Origin of the sequence: Mucilaginibacter sp. JRF, assembly GCF_015223065.1 — a bacterium.
Classification (GTDB): Bacteria; Bacteroidota; Bacteroidia; order Sphingobacteriales; family Sphingobacteriaceae; genus Mucilaginibacter.
The window spans coordinates 1062052-1078098 of record NZ_JADFBY010000001.1; the positions used below are offsets into that span (position 1 = coordinate 1062052).

Genomic DNA, 16047 nt, shown 5'->3' on the forward strand with positions numbered 1-16047 from the left:
ATGTCAGTGTATTTTCTAGGCTTACAACTGTTATCATAACTATTTTCAATAAATTAGACTTCTGTCATTAGCGAAGCTTCCAATTTGGCGCCGCAATGCGCCGCGCGCAAAAAAGCCCTTCCATCAGCCTGGTCGCTGATTCTTAATGAGAAAGGGTTGCTCTTTTGGAACAACCCTTTCGAAAATCAGACAAAAATCCTATACATACACTACACCGGAATCGAACCGGTGAATAAAAGATTCTAAGTCTTTGAGCTTAAACGTCTGTATTGAAAAATATGTTTTTTCCAACTTATATACCCGTTGCACTGAATACCTTACTGTTGAAGAAATCTATTTAGCGCATTGAGGGATAAAACCATAGATGAGCTTGTACGCATAAAATACATTATTAAAGCGATTCTTTAATTGTAGTTGAACAAACACATCAATCAAGAAACCAATAACCGCTGTAAAACACTGAAAAACAATGCATTCAAAATAATTTTTGGAATAATTTGTTTTATCAACATTCAAAGTTTTCCAAAAAAGGAATAATTTGTTTTAGACACTTAAAGTATAAAAGTACTCTTTAGAGTTCGAAATCGCATATTTAAACAAAAATCTATACTTTTAAAAAGGAACAATTTGTTTGGAACAATCCAAAAATGAAACATCGTAATATTGATGTATGTGCTTATTAAAGCATATTTGCCACTCCAATAATTAACCAATTATTATGAGTGATATTAAAACTGATCTTTTAAAAACTAAACAACATTTTCAAACTCTTGATGGCCTCAGAGGAATTGCCGCTATTGCCGTGGTCATTTTTCATTTTATGGAAATTGCGGTGCCTGATTACAGCAATAGTTTTATAGCTCACGCATATTTGGCTGTCGATTTCTTTTTTTGTCTTTCAGGCTTTGTGATCGCTTACGCGTACGATGAGAAACTAAAGCAAATTGGTTTAGGCAATTTCTTCAAACTTCGGCTTATTCGATTGCATCCATTGGTGATAATTGGTTCAGTTATCGGCTTGGTTGCCTTTGTGTATGATCCGATGAGTAATCTGTATCAATCGTATTCGGGTAAAATATTCTTGATGTTTCTAACCTCGTGTTTAATGATACCGTATCCATTGGTGCACGAGCGCTATTTTAATTTATTTCATCTCAATCCACCCACATGGTCGTTATTCTGGGAATATGTGGCTAATATATTTTACGCGCTTGTAATTATCCGCTTAAAAAAGTTACCGCTTTGGATATTAACCGTTATAGCCGCTATAGCCTTGTGCTACGAGTCGCACAGATCAGGATTTTTGGGTGTTGGCTGGGGCGGCGATAATATTATCGGCGGCGCCATCAGGGTATCATTTTCGTTTTTGGTCGGCGTGCTTGCTTATCGCTCGCAATGGATAATTCGTACTAACATGGGCTTTATCGCAATAGCGATTTTGTTATTAGCCTCTTTTTTAATCCCGTTTAACCCAAAATGGAATTGGTTTGTTGATCCATTGATCGTGATTTTATACTTTCCGTTGTTTGTAGCCCTGGGTGCTGGTGCTCGTTTGGGTAATGCTACAGGTAAGCTATGCAAATTCTCGGGCGACATCTCCTACCCGCTTTACATGGTGCATTATCCGTTTATTTGGCTGTTTATGAGCTATGTAGAAAAAGAAAAACCTACGATTAATGAAATGATCCCCATCATGATAGCCGGAACCATATCTATGATCATATTGGCATATATAGTGATGAAGGTTTTAGATATACCTATCCGTAGGTATTTAAAGTTAAAATGGATAGATAAGGCATAAAAAAGTCCCGGTATATATACCGGGACTTTTTATTACATTTTTGAAGTAGTATCCTTCTTAGTTGTATCTACCGGTACCGGCGCCGAAGCTGTATCAGTAACCGGTGTCGCGGCTGATGTATCTGTAACAGCTGTGGTCGAATCAGCAGCAGTGGTGTCTGAACCTGTTGCTTCGCCTTGCGAATAACAACCTGTAGCTATGGCGCCAACAAAAGCGGCTGCAATAGCAAAATTTAAAAATCGCTTTTTCATAGGTATATGTTGAATGTTTAATTAGTAATATCAACAGCACAACATTAAGTGTAATGATATTGTTTAAACATTCATTTAAAAAAGCACTCATTGTAACCTAAATAGTTTATATGTCACACGAAATTCAATGTTAATTTCTGTAGCAATAGTTGATAAATATTTAGGGATATTATAACCCCTTAATGTTATATTTAATGCATTATGGTTGTGAGCGAAAATACCCTCAAATGGGCAATGCGTTTTTACCCCCCTCTCCTTTTTCAGCGTATCTGGTTAAAAAAAGTAGAGCCCGGCTTTACCGGCTTAAGTGTCCGTATCAACAAAAGCATACTCAACAAAAATTATAACAAAACCATTTTTGGCGGTACAATTTTCGCAGCTGCCGATCCGTTTTATCCTGTGCTTTTTCATCAATTATTTAGTCATAAAGGCTACAAAGTTATAGCCTGGCTAAAGTCATCGGCCATACAATACTTAAAGCCTGCCCGTACCGATCTTAATTTTAGTATTAAGCTTACAGATAACGATATCGCTCTTGTTGAGCGTGATCTAAAATACAATGGTAAACATGTAAAAACCTATGCTATTGATATGTACGATATTAATAATGAACTATGCGTATCGCTCACAAACGAGATATATCTGCGCGATCTGAACTTTGTTTTTGAGAAGGAGGCCGCTAAGTGACCACCTTAATGAACGATACCTACTTCGCCAATAAAGGCTATGAAATATCCACCGATAAAGACCATATAAATATTGATGTGGTATATAATTACCTGAACAATGAATCGTATTGGGCTAAGGGAATGCCATTTGAGAAATTGAAAATAGCCATAGATAATTCCATGTGTTTTGGCATTTACAAGGGTGATGATCAGGTTGGTTTTGCCCGTGTGGTTACTGATAAGGCCACGTTCGCTTACTTGTGCGATGTTTTTGTATTACAGCAACATCGTGGCATCGGTTTATCAAAATGGCTGGTTCAAACTATATTAAATAATTCTGAGCTGCAAGGTTTACGGCGCTGGACCTTAGCTACTGCTGATGCGCATGGCCTTTATAAGCAGTTTGGCTTTGAAGTGATCAATAACCCCGACAGATGGATGGGGATCTATAAACCTTATACAACAACTACTGAATAACAGAAAGGAAGTGAAATGAACTTAAAAAGATTGATTCTTGAAGGTGAAGGCGTTTCACTTGATTTTAAAAAAACCATTACCCGGTACGAGAAGATCGCCAAAACCATGGTGTCATTCGCTAATAATAAAGGTGGCAAATTGCTGGTCGGCGTTGCTGATAATGGTGCTATACTGGGTGTAAAATCAGAAGAAGAAGAAAAATACATGCTCACCAAAGCCGCGCATCTTTATTGTCGCCCGGCTATTGAACCTGTTTTTGAGGAAATATATATCGACCAAAAAGTAGTATTGGTGGCCGAGATCCCTCCCAGCGATAATAAACCACATTATGCCCTTGCTGAGGATGGCAAATGGTGGGTGTACATCCGTGTGAAAGATAAAAGTGTGCTGGCGAGCAAAATTGTAGTTGATGTATTAAAACGATCAAATGAGGATCAGGGTGTGTTGATCGAGTACTCATCGAAAGAAAAAGCATTGTTGGAGTATCTGGATGAAATGGGCCGCATCACCGTAAAACAATTCTGTACTTTATTAAATATTGGCCGTCGCCGGGCGCAACGTATATTGGTTGACCTGGTATTGTCGGGTGTTATATTGGTGCACACTACCGAAAAAGAAGAATTTTACACCGCAGCGTAACGAGTAGCTTATTACCGGCGTATTTACTATTTTTGCCGCCCGTTACAGCCGTACGTTATGAAACGGATCTATTTAAAATTTAAGCCACATTATCAGGATACATTAAAGCTGGCCATCCCTATCGTAATATCGCAGGTGGGTCACGTTGCAACGCACCTGGCCGATAGTATTGTGGTTGGGCATTTTGTGGGTACTGTTGCATTAGCTGCGGTATCATTAGTGGGCAGTATCTTTATCATTCCGATGCTTATAGGTATCGGAATATCCTATGGTATAACCCCGCTTATTTCCCAGGAGAACGGTCGTGGCAATTTTGAAGAATGTGGGCGATTGCTTTCAAACAGCCTCATCATAAACATAATTACCAGTTTGATTTTATTTATGGCGATGTATTTCGGCTCGGTTTACGTACTTGATCACCTGAATCAATCGCCCGAAGTTGTTGCTCAGGCAAAGCCATTCTTTATTCTATTGGGCTTTTCCATTATTCCGCTGCTAATATTCAGCACCTTTAAACAATTTGCTGAGGGGCTTGGCTTTACCAAACAGGCCATGCAAATATCTATTTGGGGTAATGTTATAAATATCATATTAGGATTGACATTTGTTAAAGGATTATTCGGTATTGAGCCTATGGGAATACGAGGTGTAGGCTACAGCACATTGATAGACAGAAGCCTGATGGCTGTAGTGATGGCCATATATGTATTGCGGGCCCCTCGTTTCAAAAAGTATCTCAAATCTTTTGTGATAACTCATATTGATAAAGTTCGCAGTGCAAAAATTCTGAAGATCGGCATACCTGTATCATTACAAAGTACCTTTGAGGTAAGCGCGTTCGGTGGCGCTAATATCATGATCGGCACTATTGGCGCTATTGAACAGGCCGCTCACCAGGTGGCTATCAACATGGCCGCGGTTACGTTTATGGTTGCCACCGGATTATCATCTGCGGCGGCAATAAAATCCGGTAACAATACCGGGGCAAGAAACTATAATCAGCTACGTTTATCAGCCTTATCAAGCTATCACATTGTGCTGATATTCATGGCTTTTACAGCGGTATTGTTTGTGGTCTCTAATCCGTGGCTGCCCTGGATAGTGACTAATGACACTCAGGTAATTGCTATTGCCTCACAATTGTTATTACTTGCGGCAGTATTTCAAGTATTTGATGGTGCTCAGGTTGTTGGCTTAGGCGTGCTGCGTGGTATGGGCGACGTAAATATCCCTACCATTATCACTTTTATCGCTTACTGGATTATCGGCTTACCTATTGGTTATTTGATCGGTATTCGCTTAGGCTATGGTGCGAATGGTGTTTGGTGCGGCTTGGTTTGTGGATTGGGTGCAGCGGCTATAATGCTGTATTTCAGGTTCAATAAATTAAGTAAGAAACTGGTGCTAACTAATTAATTCAGAAATAGATATTGTTAGCTATGCGATAGGTGTTGCAATGCGCCTCAACTATGTCAAGTATTTGAGGCGAGTAGCCCCCTCCCATGCTTACCTGTACCGGTATGCCCCTGCTGTGGCATTGCGCGAGCACAAAACGATCGCGCTCCACACAACCTTCACGGGTTAGGCTTAGCCGCCCTAATTTATCAGTGGCCAATACATCAACTCCCGAAAGATAAAAGATAAAATCAGGCTGATGCTGATCAATGAGTTGTGGAAGTGTTTTTTTTAAAATTGAGAGGTATTCTTCATCCTCTATTCCATCAGGCAGATCGATATCCTTGTCAGACCGCTCCTTTCTATATGGAAAATTGTTTGCGCCATGCATCGAGAAAGTGAATACCCGAGGCTCTTGCTCAAATATCTCGGCAGTGCCATTGCCTTGATGCACATCTAAATCAATTATTAAAATAGATGTTGCTAATTTTTTATTTAACAGATAGTTAGCCGCGATAGCCTGATCATTCAATAAACAAAATCCTTCGCCCCAGTTACTGCCTGCATGATGCGTGCCACCGGCAACGTTAAAGGCAATTCCGTTCTCGAATGCGTAATGGCAGCCATCAATAGTGCCCTGCGCTATCCGTATTTCGCGTTCTACAAGCTTCGCGGATAGAGGGAAACCCGTGCGCCTGATCTCTTTTGGTGATAGGGTTAGATCGCGCAGGTTAGTCCAATAATTGGCATCATGTGTAAGCAGAATAATGTCTTCGGGGCATTCTGTTGGCGAGAATAAGTTTTCGGCTGAAATAAGTCCCTCATATAGCAATTGCTCAGGTATCAACTCATACTTAAGCATCGGAAAGCGATGCCCTTCGGGCAGCGGATGGATGTATACAGGGTCGAATGCGATCTTCAGCATTAGTAAAATATTTCGCCAACGTGTTGCCTTATGTTATCGCTGATGTTTTGCAACGGCAGATCGTTAGCATCAAGCCCAAATGGATTCTCTATTTCTTCGGCTATCAGCTCAATGCTGGCGAATATATAAAGGATGAATGCTATAAATGGCACAGTGTAATAACCCAAAGTATAAGCCCAGGCAAAGGGCAATGTCATGATATAAGTGAAGATGAACTTTTTAATGAACACGCTGTACGAAAACGGTATAGGTGTTTTTTTAATACGTTCACAAGCGCCACAAATATCTGTAAATGAAGTTATTTCGGGGTTTAAGCTCAATAATTTCTCCTGATTGATAATGCCCTCTTTATTAAGCTTATATATCCGTTCAATAATTGCTGATGCTATTTGGTTGGGTACATGTTTATTTGGATTGATGTTGATCATATCCTGTTCTTCAGGATGATATTTATCCCGCAAATGATGCATTAATGAGCGTGCATATAAAGGAATGGTGAAATTAAAAAAGGCTACATCTTCCGGAGTATTCACTAAACATTTCAGTTTAATAGCCAAATTACGACTATTATTTACCAAGCTACCCCAAAGTTTGCGACCTTCCCACCACCTATCGTATGCTGAATTGATACGGAAAGCCAGCAACAAAGAGAACAGAAAACCAATAGTTTGATGAACGTAAGTGATCTTGGTCAGGGTATTATCCGGTGTTATTTTGATGAGGTGTGTTAAGATAAATTCAACTATGGCCGCGTAAGCCGAAACAGTCAATATCAACGGAAAAAGCTCGCGCAAGGTATCAGCGCGATTAAATGAAAATATAAATCGAAACCACTCTTTCGGATTGTAGTTTATCATATAATAAATTAAATATCAATAACTTTTATAACTTCATTTAAAGCCAGATAAGCCGTGTGCACATCATTAAATGTGTTATATAATGGCACCGCGCTAAGCCTGATCACATCAGGTTCGCGCCAATCACCAATAACGCCTTTGCTTACTAAAAAGCTGAATATCTCTTTTGCTTTGTAATTGCAGATCACTGATAACTGGCAGCCCCGTGCTTCAGGCGTTGTAGGCGTAATTATCTTATATATTTCACGACCATGAGTTTCATTTATATTGTTGATCAGGAATTCAAAGTAACCGGTAAGTAAAATGCTTTTCTCGCGAAGTGCAGTAATACCACCCGCTTGTTCAAATACATCCAATGCGGCCTTGTGCAAAGCCAATAGCATGATCGGGCTGGTACTTACCTGCCAACCCGCGGCACCAATGGCCGCGTCGAAGCCTGGCTGCATCAAAAAACGTTTATCTTCCCGATAACCCCACCAGCCGGCAAAGCGTTTTAATGATCGATCCTGATGATGTTTTTCATGGACAAATATCCCGCTTATACCGCCAGGACCGGAATTCATATATTTATACGAACACCAGCAAGCAAAATCAACACCCCAATCATGCAATTGCACCGGAACATTTCCGGCGGCATGTGCCAAGTCAAATCCGGCATAAGCACCGGCAGCATGAGCCGCTTTAGTTATGGCAGGCATATCGAACACCTGGCCGGTGTAGTAATTTATACCTCCAAACAATATCAACGCTAATTCATCCTTGTTTTCTTCTATCGCTTTAAGTATATCTTCAGTGCGTAAAGTGTATTCGCCTGCACGTGGTTTTACTTCTAAAATGGCATCCTTAGGGTCAAGGTCATAAAACTTCACCTGGCTCTCAACAGCATATTGGTCTGACGGAAAAGCGCCCGACTCCATCAATATTTTAAAGCGTTTATTGTTTGGTTTATAGAAACTTACAAGCAGTAAATGCAAATTTACTGTAAGTGAATTCATAATGGTTACTTCGCTATCATTAGCGCCAACAATAGGCGCTACCAGCGATGCGACTTGTTTATGATAATCAAGCCAGGGCTTATCGCCATCAAACCAACCCTCAACAGCTTTGGTTTGCCATGTAGCTAATTGTTCGGTAAGATATTGCTGCGCTGCCTTGGGTTGTAAGCCTAATGAATTACCGCAAAGGTAAATAGCATCATGGCCGTTATGCTGAGGTATTAAAAACTCATTTCTGAAGGCCGAGAGTTTATCCTCAGCATCAAGTTGTTGAGCAAATTCGGCGGTAGTTTGGTAGTTCATGCAGGCCAATAATAGCAAAAACTATCTTAACAAAAATTTTATTTGTTTGGTTTGCTAACGTACGGATTACCTTTCAGGTAAAAACGATAAGGTAGCAAGGCATCATCATCGGCATAAGCAACACCAATGCGTGGGGCAGCTTTTATATCATCATCGTTAAATATCAAACCCCTATCTTCTATCCATATTGTATCACTTAACAAACTGACATTGTTTATCTTGCGCGATATACATAATGCCTTAGCTACCGAGCCCGGGCCTGCGGTAATGTTAGGTTTAAGCACGGGCATATTGCGCCTTAGCTGCATAATATCAATGCCCTCAACAGGTACAATAGCCCTTATGAGCACGGCATGCGGCACGCCATCTACAGCGGTTACAATATTGAACATTTCGTGTATGCCATAGCAAAGGTAAACGTATGAACGGCCCCCTTCCTGAAACATGGTTTCTGTACGGAGCGTGCGTCTGTTGCCAAAGGCGTGCGAAGCTTTGTCGACCGCGCCATTGTAGGCCTCTGTTTCAACAATATAACCTCCGGTAAGCAAGCCATCAATATTGGTAAACAAGTATTTACCTAATAGCTTACGGCTTATATCAACAACGTCATGACTTAGGTAAAACGAATATGGTAGCTTCATTCGGTAAGTATCTTTTTGAGCAATTGGTTTATTTCTTCGGCACGGTCAAATATCATAATGTGGGTGCCTTTTTCAATTATCTGAGCTCCTTTAGCTTTGCGACAGTTAAATAACAGATCGCTGCTGCCGGTTATGTGATAAACGTTTGGAGGTATATTTATGTTATTCCAATTAAGTATAGCACCCATTGCCCATTTAACAAATGCAGGGGAAGACTTTTTAAGCATGTCCTGAAAAAGCGCCTGGTCATCCGGCTTCATTCTACCAAAAACAAAACGCACCAAAGGACCAACAGAAGTAAACAATTTTGTTGGTATTAGTTTGTATATGGGGATCGTCCTAAAGAAACCAAAGTATGCCGAAGCTTCATCACAGGTTTTAATGCTGGATATAATTATGGTCTTACTCATGGGCATAATATTGGCTATTTCAACCGCCACCATCCCTCCCATTGAGTTGCCTATTAATATAGAACCTGGTTGTATATCATATTTATTTATAAGCTTTTGTGTATAGCTTGTTAAAGTATCTGTACTGGCTGGTTCTATCCAGTTTACATGGATTACATTATGACCGGTAAGATCAATATTCTTATAAATACGACAGTCGGCGCCTAAGCCCGGTATCAGGTAGATACGGCTCATTTAGAAGTTTATCAGCTTGATGATCTGTTCAAGATATTTGGCGTCTGCTTCATCGAACTCATTAAGTTCAGCGCTATCAACATCCAGCACACCCACCACTTCATTATCTGCATACAGGGGCACCACTATCTCCGACCGGGATAGTGAGCTACAGGCAATATGACCGGGGAATGCTTCAACATCAGGTACTATCAGTGTTTTTTGTTGCTCCCATGATGAACCGCAAACACCTTTGCCTTTGGCAATGCGTGTACAGGCAACAGGTCCCTGGAACGGGCCAAGCACCAACTGACCATCCTTAACTAAGTAAAACCCCACCCAAAACCACTTGAACTGCTCTTTTAACGCGGCGGCAATGTTGGCCAGGTTTGCTACCAGGTCTGTTTCGCCATATAGTAAAGCCTCTATTTGAGGTATTAACGCTTCGTATCGTTCTTGTTTGGTGCCTTGTTCTACTATTTTCAGATCTTCTGCCATGCGGCAAATGTAAATAAGCTTGCTGTAAACTAAATAAGGCTATTATCATAATTTAAAGTTTTAATTTAGCCGCTGATGATGGTGAGCCTAACTATTGTGCGTTACAAAAAGGTGTATATGCCGCTGGCCTTATTTGCTATGGCCATACATCGGTTACCATTAATGCTGCAACGAGGATGTAGCTTTTGGAAGCTGTTGGGTACCGGGCGAAACGGCACATTTGACCTTAACCCCGATTGGCAGCAATGGGGATTATTAGCTGTTTGGGATAGTCAAGCTGATTTTGACCGTTGTCAAAAGAACTCTTTTATAGCCAAATGGTGGCGAACATTTTGCACCGAAAGCTGGACTTTGCTATGCGAACCCCTGCAAAGTCATGGCAAATGGGATGGCAAAGAGCCGTTTAAAACTACTATTGCAGATAGCGAATATCAAGGGGCTATCGCAGTGCTTACGAGGGCTACAATACGCCTTAACAGGCTCAAAAACTTTTGGGCTAATGTTGATGGAGTAGCTAATTTGATGAAAGACGCGCCCGGGTATATTATGTCGGTTGGTATAGGTGAAGCGCCGGTATATCGTCAGGCTACGTTTTCGCTATGGCAAAGTGAAGAACAAATGAAAGCCTTTGCCTATAAAAGCCGGGAGCATGCAGAGGTGATCAAGAAAACAAGGCAGGAAAACTGGTACAGCGAAGAACTTTTTGCCAGATTTAAACCCATTGCCAGTTACGGCACAATTAACGGAACAGACCCTTTGAAAAATATATTATAGAACATGAGAATTATTGCAGAATTACCCCACCCGGATTTTAAAATATCTATCCTGAACATGAATAATAAATTCATAGTAAAGATAGAACAAGGCACTTTAGAACAGAGTTACAAAATACCCGAAATGGATTTAACAGATGGCGTTAATAGTGTATTTGAGGTGCTTGACGAGGAGTTTTTAAAGGCAGTTGCAGCCCGTTTTACCGAAATGCGTAAGGATTTTAAGAATGCTTATTTTAGATATAACTACTGATAGCCTTACTATCGATAATCTTTACTTATAGTTGAAAATTAAATATTTATATTTTATAAATTAATCAAACAGAATTTTATTTGGCACTATTTCAAGAGTTGATCAGCCAATGAAACTACTCCTATTGATGCCTTTTCTTGAATACGCACCACATTGCGGATGTAAACTTCGGGAATCTTTGGATCGACAACATATTTGGTAACCTCATCGGGTACGTAGTCAATTAAACCTGCTGCCGGATATACGGCTAATGAGGTACCTACTAATATAAATATGTCGGCTTGTGCGCAAACTCTGGCAGCTGGTTCAATCATGGGTACAGCCTCGCCAAACCATACTACGTGGGCACGTAACTGCGAACCAAGCTCGCACTTCTCTCCCATTTTAATTTCCCAGCCATCAATCGGATAGGTCAGATTCGGATTGAGGCTACTTTGCGATCTGGTGATAACGCCATGCAAATGCATAACATTGGTTGAGCCGGCACGCTCATGCAAATCGTCAATATTTTGTGTTATGATGGTAACCTTGTATTTACTTTCCAGTTGAGCCAATGCGAAATGTGCCGCATTAGGTTCAGCCTCTAAAACAGATTTACGGCGCATATTGTAAAACTCCTGCACCAATTCAGGATTACGGCGCCAGGCTTGCGGTGTGGCCACTTCTTCAATGTTATAACCTTCCCACAGGCCATCGCTATCTCTGAATGTTTTAAGTCCGCTTTCAGCGCTTATACCGGCTCCTGTTAATACTACAATATGCTCCATATCTCCAAATATAGGTAAACAAAAAAAGCGACCCGAATTCGAGTCGCTTTGCTTATAATTTTTCCATCAAATTACATAGCCAGCTCGTGCTTGTTACGTAAAAAGGTGTATTTGTTTTTCGCTAATTCAAAGCCACCATAAAGCAATAAACCAAAGATCGCATCACTCATGATCATGTTACGTAAAAATGGTAAGGCGTTGGTTAATGATGTAATATAACCGCTCATATCATGCGTATAAAAGTTTCCGTACAAGAAAGGCATATCTGTTATCAGCCAAAATAATACTGCTGATAATACTGAACCTGCCAATACATTCAGCACATTTACCTTTTTGATGAAAGTACCGATAAACACAGTAAGCGCGAAACATGAGTACGTTACCAGATCAAACCATGAGAACAAGGTAACCTGACCAGTATACAGATAATTGATACCTATGTTACTAACAAACAATATCAGCAATGGCAATAAAAACGATTTCCATTTATCGGTAAAGTAAGTGCCCGCAAACAAAGCCACCGCACCAACAGGTGTAAAGTTGCTCAGTTGTTGAAATTCAAAAGTAACAAAGCGCATGGCTATGGCGCCAATTATCATCAGTATTAATACAGTATTGCGGGTGTTCATGTTATATGCAGGCATCGCTTAATTAATTATCATGCGAAATTAACGATAATATAGCAATTTGTAAACTCCCCCAATTAGTTATTAGTGAATACAATTTTACCCGGGTTAAGGCCAACAACCGCGCTATCTTTAACCGCACCATTGCTGCCGAATATATATAGCTTACCATCGCCTGTGTAGTTCTTGGCATCTGTAATGTAAACCTCGTTAGTGCTTGTTTTAACCGCTATTGCATAAGGGGTAGCAATTTTAAAGTTGCCTGTAATAAAATTATCATTGCTGATGGCATCAGTTTCGGTATTGTAAACCTGTATTTTACCTGAACCTGAAATAATGTAAGCCAAATTACCTGAAATAGCTATCGGGCTGCCGTAACCAACATCGGCTGTAGCGCTTGATTTTACAACATCGGTAGTGCTGTTAATGATAGTAAGTGCGGGCATTACATCTACATAGTTACCATTTGAAATAACATAAATATCACCACCCGCATCAGCAGCAAGGCTTACCGGGTTGGCAGGTACTTCAATCTTTTTGATCTCGGTATTGGTGTTCAGGTCGATAACTGAAACTGTTTTATCGGGATTCCCGAAATCAAGTCCGCCCGAATTGGCTACATATAATTTGCCGTTCGCAATGGCCATTTGCTCAGGGTTACGACCTACAGTTATGAATTTTTCGATCTCCAGGCTTGTGGTATCAAGCACAGCCACGGTATTATCGTAAGAGGTGATGTAGGCTTTATTTTTATAGAAAGCCACATATCTTGGCTGGCGGTTGGTGCTGCCATTCTTCATATCGATATGTTTAATGAGCTTGCCATTTTTAGGATTGATGATCTCCAGTGTGCTCGACACGTTTACAGTGATATACATTTTTGAACCGTAAATGGCACCATCATTAGCAACTGAGCCAAGGCCGGTAATATTTGCTGATGAAAAAATATCGGCAGTAACTTTTTTAGTGTCGGTATTATAAAAAGTTAAAGTTGCGTTGCTTGCAGAAAAAGAACCCTGGTTAACAATGAAAACTCCATTGCCAATGTTGTCATCGGGCGTAGGGCTTTCATCATCTTTACTACACGATGCCACCAATAATGACAGTGCTGATAAAACCAATAAGTAGCTGTGTTTAAATGATCTCATGTTGATATATTAAATTGTTAATTGAAATGTTAAGCGGATAGATCGTGGCGGCATCGGGTAACCGTCAATAATGGAATAATTGTTACTAAAAAGGTTATTCACCTCAGCCGCTGTATGTATTTTGCGGCCGTATAATTTAAAATCATAGGTTACTGAAGCATCACTTACGTTATAGCCGGGCACATAATATTGCGGACTATTATTGCTTAAATAATATCGGGATGATGATAGGATATGATTAAAGTATATGCCCAGATCATTATGCTTCACTCCCGCATTCAATGCTAAAGTATGCTTAGGCGTATAAGGTATCTGATCCTTATAATATGAATCACCTGAATTACTTACATCAATAGCTCTTTGAAATGTATATGCCGCGTTAAATGAACCCGCCCATCCATGTACCGGTCTGAATTGTGATTTCAGATTTACATCCAGTCCGCGGATATCAACTTTACCCAAATTGCGTACACTTATGATCTCTGCCGAACGACCGGGAAAAGTGAATATTTTATTATCAATATTATAGTAATAGGCATCAGCACTTAATATAAGTTGCTCAACAAAGCTATTATAAGCTTTATTATAAACAGCGCCTACGTTGTACTGTCGGGCTTGCTCTGGTTTAAGGGTGCGGGGCTGAACAGCGTAGTAATATTGCTCAGAGAGATTAGGGTAACGATACAGGTTTTTATAAAAAGCCCTTAAGGTCAACCCTTTTTTGTCGAGAACATCGTAATTCAATATAACAGTGGGTGTAAATGCCAACTGTGAACGTGCAGCTACAGGCGTTTGGGTATTATCATTAATGTAGGTGTTCAATAAACTACCCTGTAAAAAAAATCGGCCCAGGCTTAAATTACTCGCCAGCACATTGTATAATGATAGCCTGGTTGGATAGGCGTATCTAAATACGTCAATATCAACATCAGCTAATGAAAAATCTGAAGCGTATGAGATTTCCCAGTTGCTGGTAGGCTTGTAGGCCAAAGCAGCCGATTGATATATTTCACGCTGTGTATAATGCTCGTTAGCGCCGCCATTGTTGTTCAGGAAAGATGCATCGGTATAATGCTGATAGTTATGTGATGCCTTGGTGCTTAATAATAGATGCAAACTACTTTTCCAAATACGATCATACGAAGCCTGTATAAAAGCATCCTGATTAACAAGGTGCTGATCTTTATAAACGGCATTTAGCACCACGGGCCCCGGTAATCCTCGGTCAGTATTATTGTAATTGAATTGCAGCCTGAATTTGCTACTGTCGTTTTTGCTGTAATAAATACCGCCGTCAATTTGTTGGGTTGATACATCGCTGTTAACCCGTTTGCCAATGGTGTCGCGTCCGCCAAAATTATCTTTAAAACGATAATTGCCGTTAGCGTTTTGCGTATAGCCATTTACAACGAATGCCCATTTATCATTTATCCGTTGCTGCCATTGCAAATACGGATTAATAAGGCCAAAGCTGCCCGCACGTACACCAGCAGTTATTTGATATGGCTTTTCAGCGGTCAACTTTGGTTGGGTGGTAACCAATGATAATACCGCTGAGTTGGTATATGATCGTGCCGGAAGACAGATGTTTACAGGCTGCGCTACATATAGTACTATCTCCTGCAAGTTCAGTAAGTTAAACCTGCCCAAATCTATCTGCCCGGTTTGCGCATCGGTAAGTAAAATACCATCATATAGCACATTGGTGTAGTTAGCGCCCATACTACGTACTGATACGGTTTTTAATCCACCGATGCCACCATAATCGCGTACGTTAACTCCCGAAAAATTACGCACGGCATCGGCCACGTTAAAAGCGCTGTACCTCGAAAAGTCCGCTGATGAAATGGATTGAATAGGTAGCTCAGTTTGTAATACAGGTATAGTTGTGCCTTGTATATTAACTTCTTTAAGGCTTTTGGTTGTATCGGTTTGTGCAAATGATACTGAACTTGTACCGCCAAGTAAGCAAAATATACCTAATCCTTTTGCAAGGCGACTATGTTTTAAAATGCAAGGTACACTGATCAGCATTGGTGCTATTAAATATTATTGCAGAGGAAATGCTTTGATGAGATACGCCGTTTTAGGGGTACGCCATTCAAGCCTCAATCCCCGAAAGCTTTGAATAATTATAGCTATTGGCAGGTCTTCTGACTTACTCCCCTTTGCCCCTGCCTTCCCACAGTGTTAGCTGTAGTGGTATTTTAGATGGGGCTTTGGTTGCGGAGCTTACAGCTGCGGGACAGTTGCGGAGTTACACCGTATTCCCTTTTAATTCGTGAAGTTTAATGAGTACATCAACACGAAACCAAAAGCTCACAAATGTACAATAAATAGCTTCATGTTTTTATTCAGAATACGCTTTGCTTTATGTTGATGCTTTTTTAATTAAAACAAAACTCAT

Annotated in this window: 18 protein-coding genes and 1 riboswitch; of the genes, 7 read left to right on the top strand and 11 right to left on the bottom strand. The window is 40.4% G+C overall.

From position 1 onward, the window contains the following. Window positions 1–718 precede the first annotated feature (718 nt). A complete protein-coding gene (locus tag IM792_RS04320) occupies window positions 719–1801 on the top strand; it encodes an acyltransferase (protein WP_194100553.1) in 1083 nt (360 codons plus the stop codon). A 32-nt stretch (window positions 1802–1833) separates the two neighbouring features. Here IM792_RS04320 and IM792_RS04325 read toward each other — a convergent pair whose 3' ends face one another. Further along, a complete protein-coding gene (locus IM792_RS04325) occupies window positions 1834–2052 on the bottom strand; it encodes a hypothetical protein (protein ID WP_194100554.1) in 219 nt (72 codons plus the stop codon). Between the two features lie 201 nt (window positions 2053–2253). Here IM792_RS04325 and IM792_RS04330 point away from each other — a divergent pair, with 201 nt between their 5' ends. The 4 genes from IM792_RS04330 to IM792_RS04345 are packed head-to-tail and all read left to right on the top strand — an operon-like array spanning window position 2254 to window position 5252. Continuing rightward, a complete protein-coding gene (locus IM792_RS04330; protein ID WP_194100555.1) occupies window positions 2254–2739 on the top strand; it encodes a DUF4442 domain-containing protein in 486 nt (161 codons plus the stop codon). An 8-nt stretch (window positions 2740–2747) separates the two neighbouring features. Then, window positions 2748–3197: a GNAT family N-acetyltransferase gene (locus IM792_RS04335; protein ID WP_194100556.1), complete on the top strand. Its 450-nt coding sequence runs from the start codon at window positions 2748–2750 to the stop codon at window positions 3195–3197. A gap of 15 nt (window positions 3198–3212) precedes the next feature. Next, complete coding sequence (locus tag IM792_RS04340; RefSeq protein ID WP_194100557.1) at window positions 3213–3836, top strand: ATP-binding protein; 624 nt, start codon at window positions 3213–3215, stop codon at window positions 3834–3836. A 57-nt stretch (window positions 3837–3893) separates the two neighbouring features. Beyond that, a complete protein-coding gene (locus IM792_RS04345; protein WP_194100558.1) occupies window positions 3894–5252 on the top strand; it encodes an MATE family efflux transporter in 1359 nt (452 codons plus the stop codon). 1 nt (window position 5253) lies between these two features. Here IM792_RS04345 and IM792_RS04350 read toward each other — a convergent pair whose 3' ends face one another. From IM792_RS04350 to IM792_RS04375, 6 genes are read right to left on the bottom strand one after another with little or no spacing between them, the layout of a single operon-like run. After that, complete coding sequence (locus IM792_RS04350) at window positions 5254–6156, bottom strand: histone deacetylase (protein WP_194100559.1); 903 nt, start codon at window positions 6154–6156, stop codon at window positions 5254–5256. Continuing rightward, window positions 6156–7013 (bottom strand): bestrophin family ion channel, encoded by an 858-nt coding sequence (locus tag IM792_RS04355; protein ID WP_194100560.1) that lies wholly within the window; start codon window positions 7011–7013, stop codon window positions 6156–6158. Before IM792_RS04355 ends, IM792_RS04350 begins: the two co-directional genes overlap by 1 nt. Before the next feature lie 8 nt (window positions 7014–7021). Further along, a complete protein-coding gene (gene kynU / locus IM792_RS04360; protein ID WP_194100561.1) occupies window positions 7022–8311 on the bottom strand; it encodes a kynureninase in 1290 nt (429 codons plus the stop codon). Window positions 8312–8349: 38 nt separating this feature from the next. Beyond that, the gene (locus IM792_RS04365) at window positions 8350–8952 is read right to left on the bottom strand and encodes a DNA-3-methyladenine glycosylase (RefSeq protein ID WP_194100562.1); all 603 of its coding nucleotides are present in this window, start codon (window positions 8950–8952) and stop codon (window positions 8350–8352) included. Further along, window positions 8949–9596, bottom strand: coding sequence for an alpha/beta hydrolase (locus IM792_RS04370; protein WP_194100563.1), 648 nt, complete (start codon window positions 9594–9596; stop codon window positions 8949–8951). Before IM792_RS04370 ends, IM792_RS04365 begins: the two co-directional genes overlap by 4 nt. Then, a complete protein-coding gene (locus tag IM792_RS04375; RefSeq protein WP_194100564.1) occupies window positions 9597–10073 on the bottom strand; it encodes a GAF domain-containing protein in 477 nt (158 codons plus the stop codon). 75 nt (window positions 10074–10148) lie between these two features. Between IM792_RS04375 and IM792_RS04380 the strand changes: the two genes are divergently transcribed. Then, window positions 10149–10847 carry a DUF3291 domain-containing protein gene (locus IM792_RS04380; protein WP_194100565.1) on the top strand — a complete coding sequence of 233 codons (699 nt, stop codon included), beginning with the start codon at window positions 10149–10151 and terminating at the stop codon, window positions 10845–10847. Window positions 10848–10850: 3 nt separating this feature from the next. Then, window positions 10851–11099, top strand: coding sequence for a hypothetical protein (locus IM792_RS04385; RefSeq protein WP_194100566.1), 249 nt, complete (start codon window positions 10851–10853; stop codon window positions 11097–11099). Between the two features lie 86 nt (window positions 11100–11185). On the opposite strand, the gene IM792_RS04390 is transcribed toward IM792_RS04385, so the two are convergent. From IM792_RS04390 to IM792_RS04405, 4 genes are all read right to left on the bottom strand, one after another. Then, window positions 11186–11866, bottom strand: a complete 681-nt coding sequence (locus IM792_RS04390; protein ID WP_194100567.1) for a Sir2 family NAD-dependent protein deacetylase — start codon at window positions 11864–11866, stop codon at window positions 11186–11188. A 71-nt stretch (window positions 11867–11937) separates the two neighbouring features. Further along, the gene (locus IM792_RS04395; RefSeq protein WP_194100568.1) at window positions 11938–12510 is read right to left on the bottom strand and encodes a DUF6580 family putative transport protein; all 573 of its coding nucleotides are present in this window, start codon (window positions 12508–12510) and stop codon (window positions 11938–11940) included. A 59-nt stretch (window positions 12511–12569) separates the two neighbouring features. Further along, a complete protein-coding gene (locus IM792_RS04400) occupies window positions 12570–13640 on the bottom strand; it encodes a DUF5074 domain-containing protein (protein ID WP_194100569.1) in 1071 nt (356 codons plus the stop codon). 9 nt (window positions 13641–13649) lie between these two features. After that, a complete protein-coding gene (locus IM792_RS04405) occupies window positions 13650–15674 on the bottom strand; it encodes a TonB-dependent receptor (RefSeq protein WP_194100570.1) in 2025 nt (674 codons plus the stop codon). 91 nt (window positions 15675–15765) lie between these two features. Then, window positions 15766–15971: riboswitch (cobalamin riboswitch) on the bottom strand. Between the last annotated feature and the right edge of the window lie 76 nt (window positions 15972–16047).

What these genes read in the sequence shown, in the direction of transcription:
- IM792_RS04320 (WP_194100553.1), top strand. Translation starts at nt 719, where the DNA reads ATGAGTGATATTAAAACTGATCTTTTAAAAACTAAACAACATTTTCAA.
- IM792_RS04325 (WP_194100554.1), bottom strand. Translation starts at nt 2,052, where the DNA reads ATGAAAAAGCGATTTTTAAATTTTGCTATTGCAGCCGCTTTTGTTGGC.
- IM792_RS04330 (WP_194100555.1), top strand. Translation starts at nt 2,254, where the DNA reads ATGGTTGTGAGCGAAAATACCCTCAAATGGGCAATGCGTTTTTACCCC.
- IM792_RS04335 (WP_194100556.1), top strand. Translation starts at nt 2,748, where the DNA reads ATGAACGATACCTACTTCGCCAATAAAGGCTATGAAATATCCACCGAT.
- IM792_RS04340 (WP_194100557.1), top strand. Translation starts at nt 3,213, where the DNA reads ATGAACTTAAAAAGATTGATTCTTGAAGGTGAAGGCGTTTCACTTGAT.
- IM792_RS04345 (WP_194100558.1), top strand. Translation starts at nt 3,894, where the DNA reads ATGAAACGGATCTATTTAAAATTTAAGCCACATTATCAGGATACATTA.
- IM792_RS04350 (WP_194100559.1), bottom strand. Translation starts at nt 6,156, where the DNA reads ATGCTGAAGATCGCATTCGACCCTGTATACATCCATCCGCTGCCCGAA.
- IM792_RS04355 (WP_194100560.1), bottom strand. Translation starts at nt 7,013, where the DNA reads ATGATAAACTACAATCCGAAAGAGTGGTTTCGATTTATATTTTCATTT.
- kynU (WP_194100561.1), bottom strand. Translation starts at nt 8,311, where the DNA reads ATGAACTACCAAACTACCGCCGAATTTGCTCAACAACTTGATGCTGAG.
- IM792_RS04365 (WP_194100562.1), bottom strand. Translation starts at nt 8,952, where the DNA reads ATGAAGCTACCATATTCGTTTTACCTAAGTCATGACGTTGTTGATATA.
- IM792_RS04370 (WP_194100563.1), bottom strand. Translation starts at nt 9,596, where the DNA reads ATGAGCCGTATCTACCTGATACCGGGCTTAGGCGCCGACTGTCGTATT.
- IM792_RS04375 (WP_194100564.1), bottom strand. Translation starts at nt 10,073, where the DNA reads ATGGCAGAAGATCTGAAAATAGTAGAACAAGGCACCAAACAAGAACGA.
- IM792_RS04380 (WP_194100565.1), top strand. Translation starts at nt 10,149, where the DNA reads ATGATGGTGAGCCTAACTATTGTGCGTTACAAAAAGGTGTATATGCCG.
- IM792_RS04385 (WP_194100566.1), top strand. Translation starts at nt 10,851, where the DNA reads ATGAGAATTATTGCAGAATTACCCCACCCGGATTTTAAAATATCTATC.
- IM792_RS04390 (WP_194100567.1), bottom strand. Translation starts at nt 11,866, where the DNA reads ATGGAGCATATTGTAGTATTAACAGGAGCCGGTATAAGCGCTGAAAGC.
- IM792_RS04395 (WP_194100568.1), bottom strand. Translation starts at nt 12,510, where the DNA reads ATGCCTGCATATAACATGAACACCCGCAATACTGTATTAATACTGATG.
- IM792_RS04400 (WP_194100569.1), bottom strand. Translation starts at nt 13,640, where the DNA reads ATGAGATCATTTAAACACAGCTACTTATTGGTTTTATCAGCACTGTCA.
- IM792_RS04405 (WP_194100570.1), bottom strand. Translation starts at nt 15,674, where the DNA reads ATGCTGATCAGTGTACCTTGCATTTTAAAACATAGTCGCCTTGCAAAA.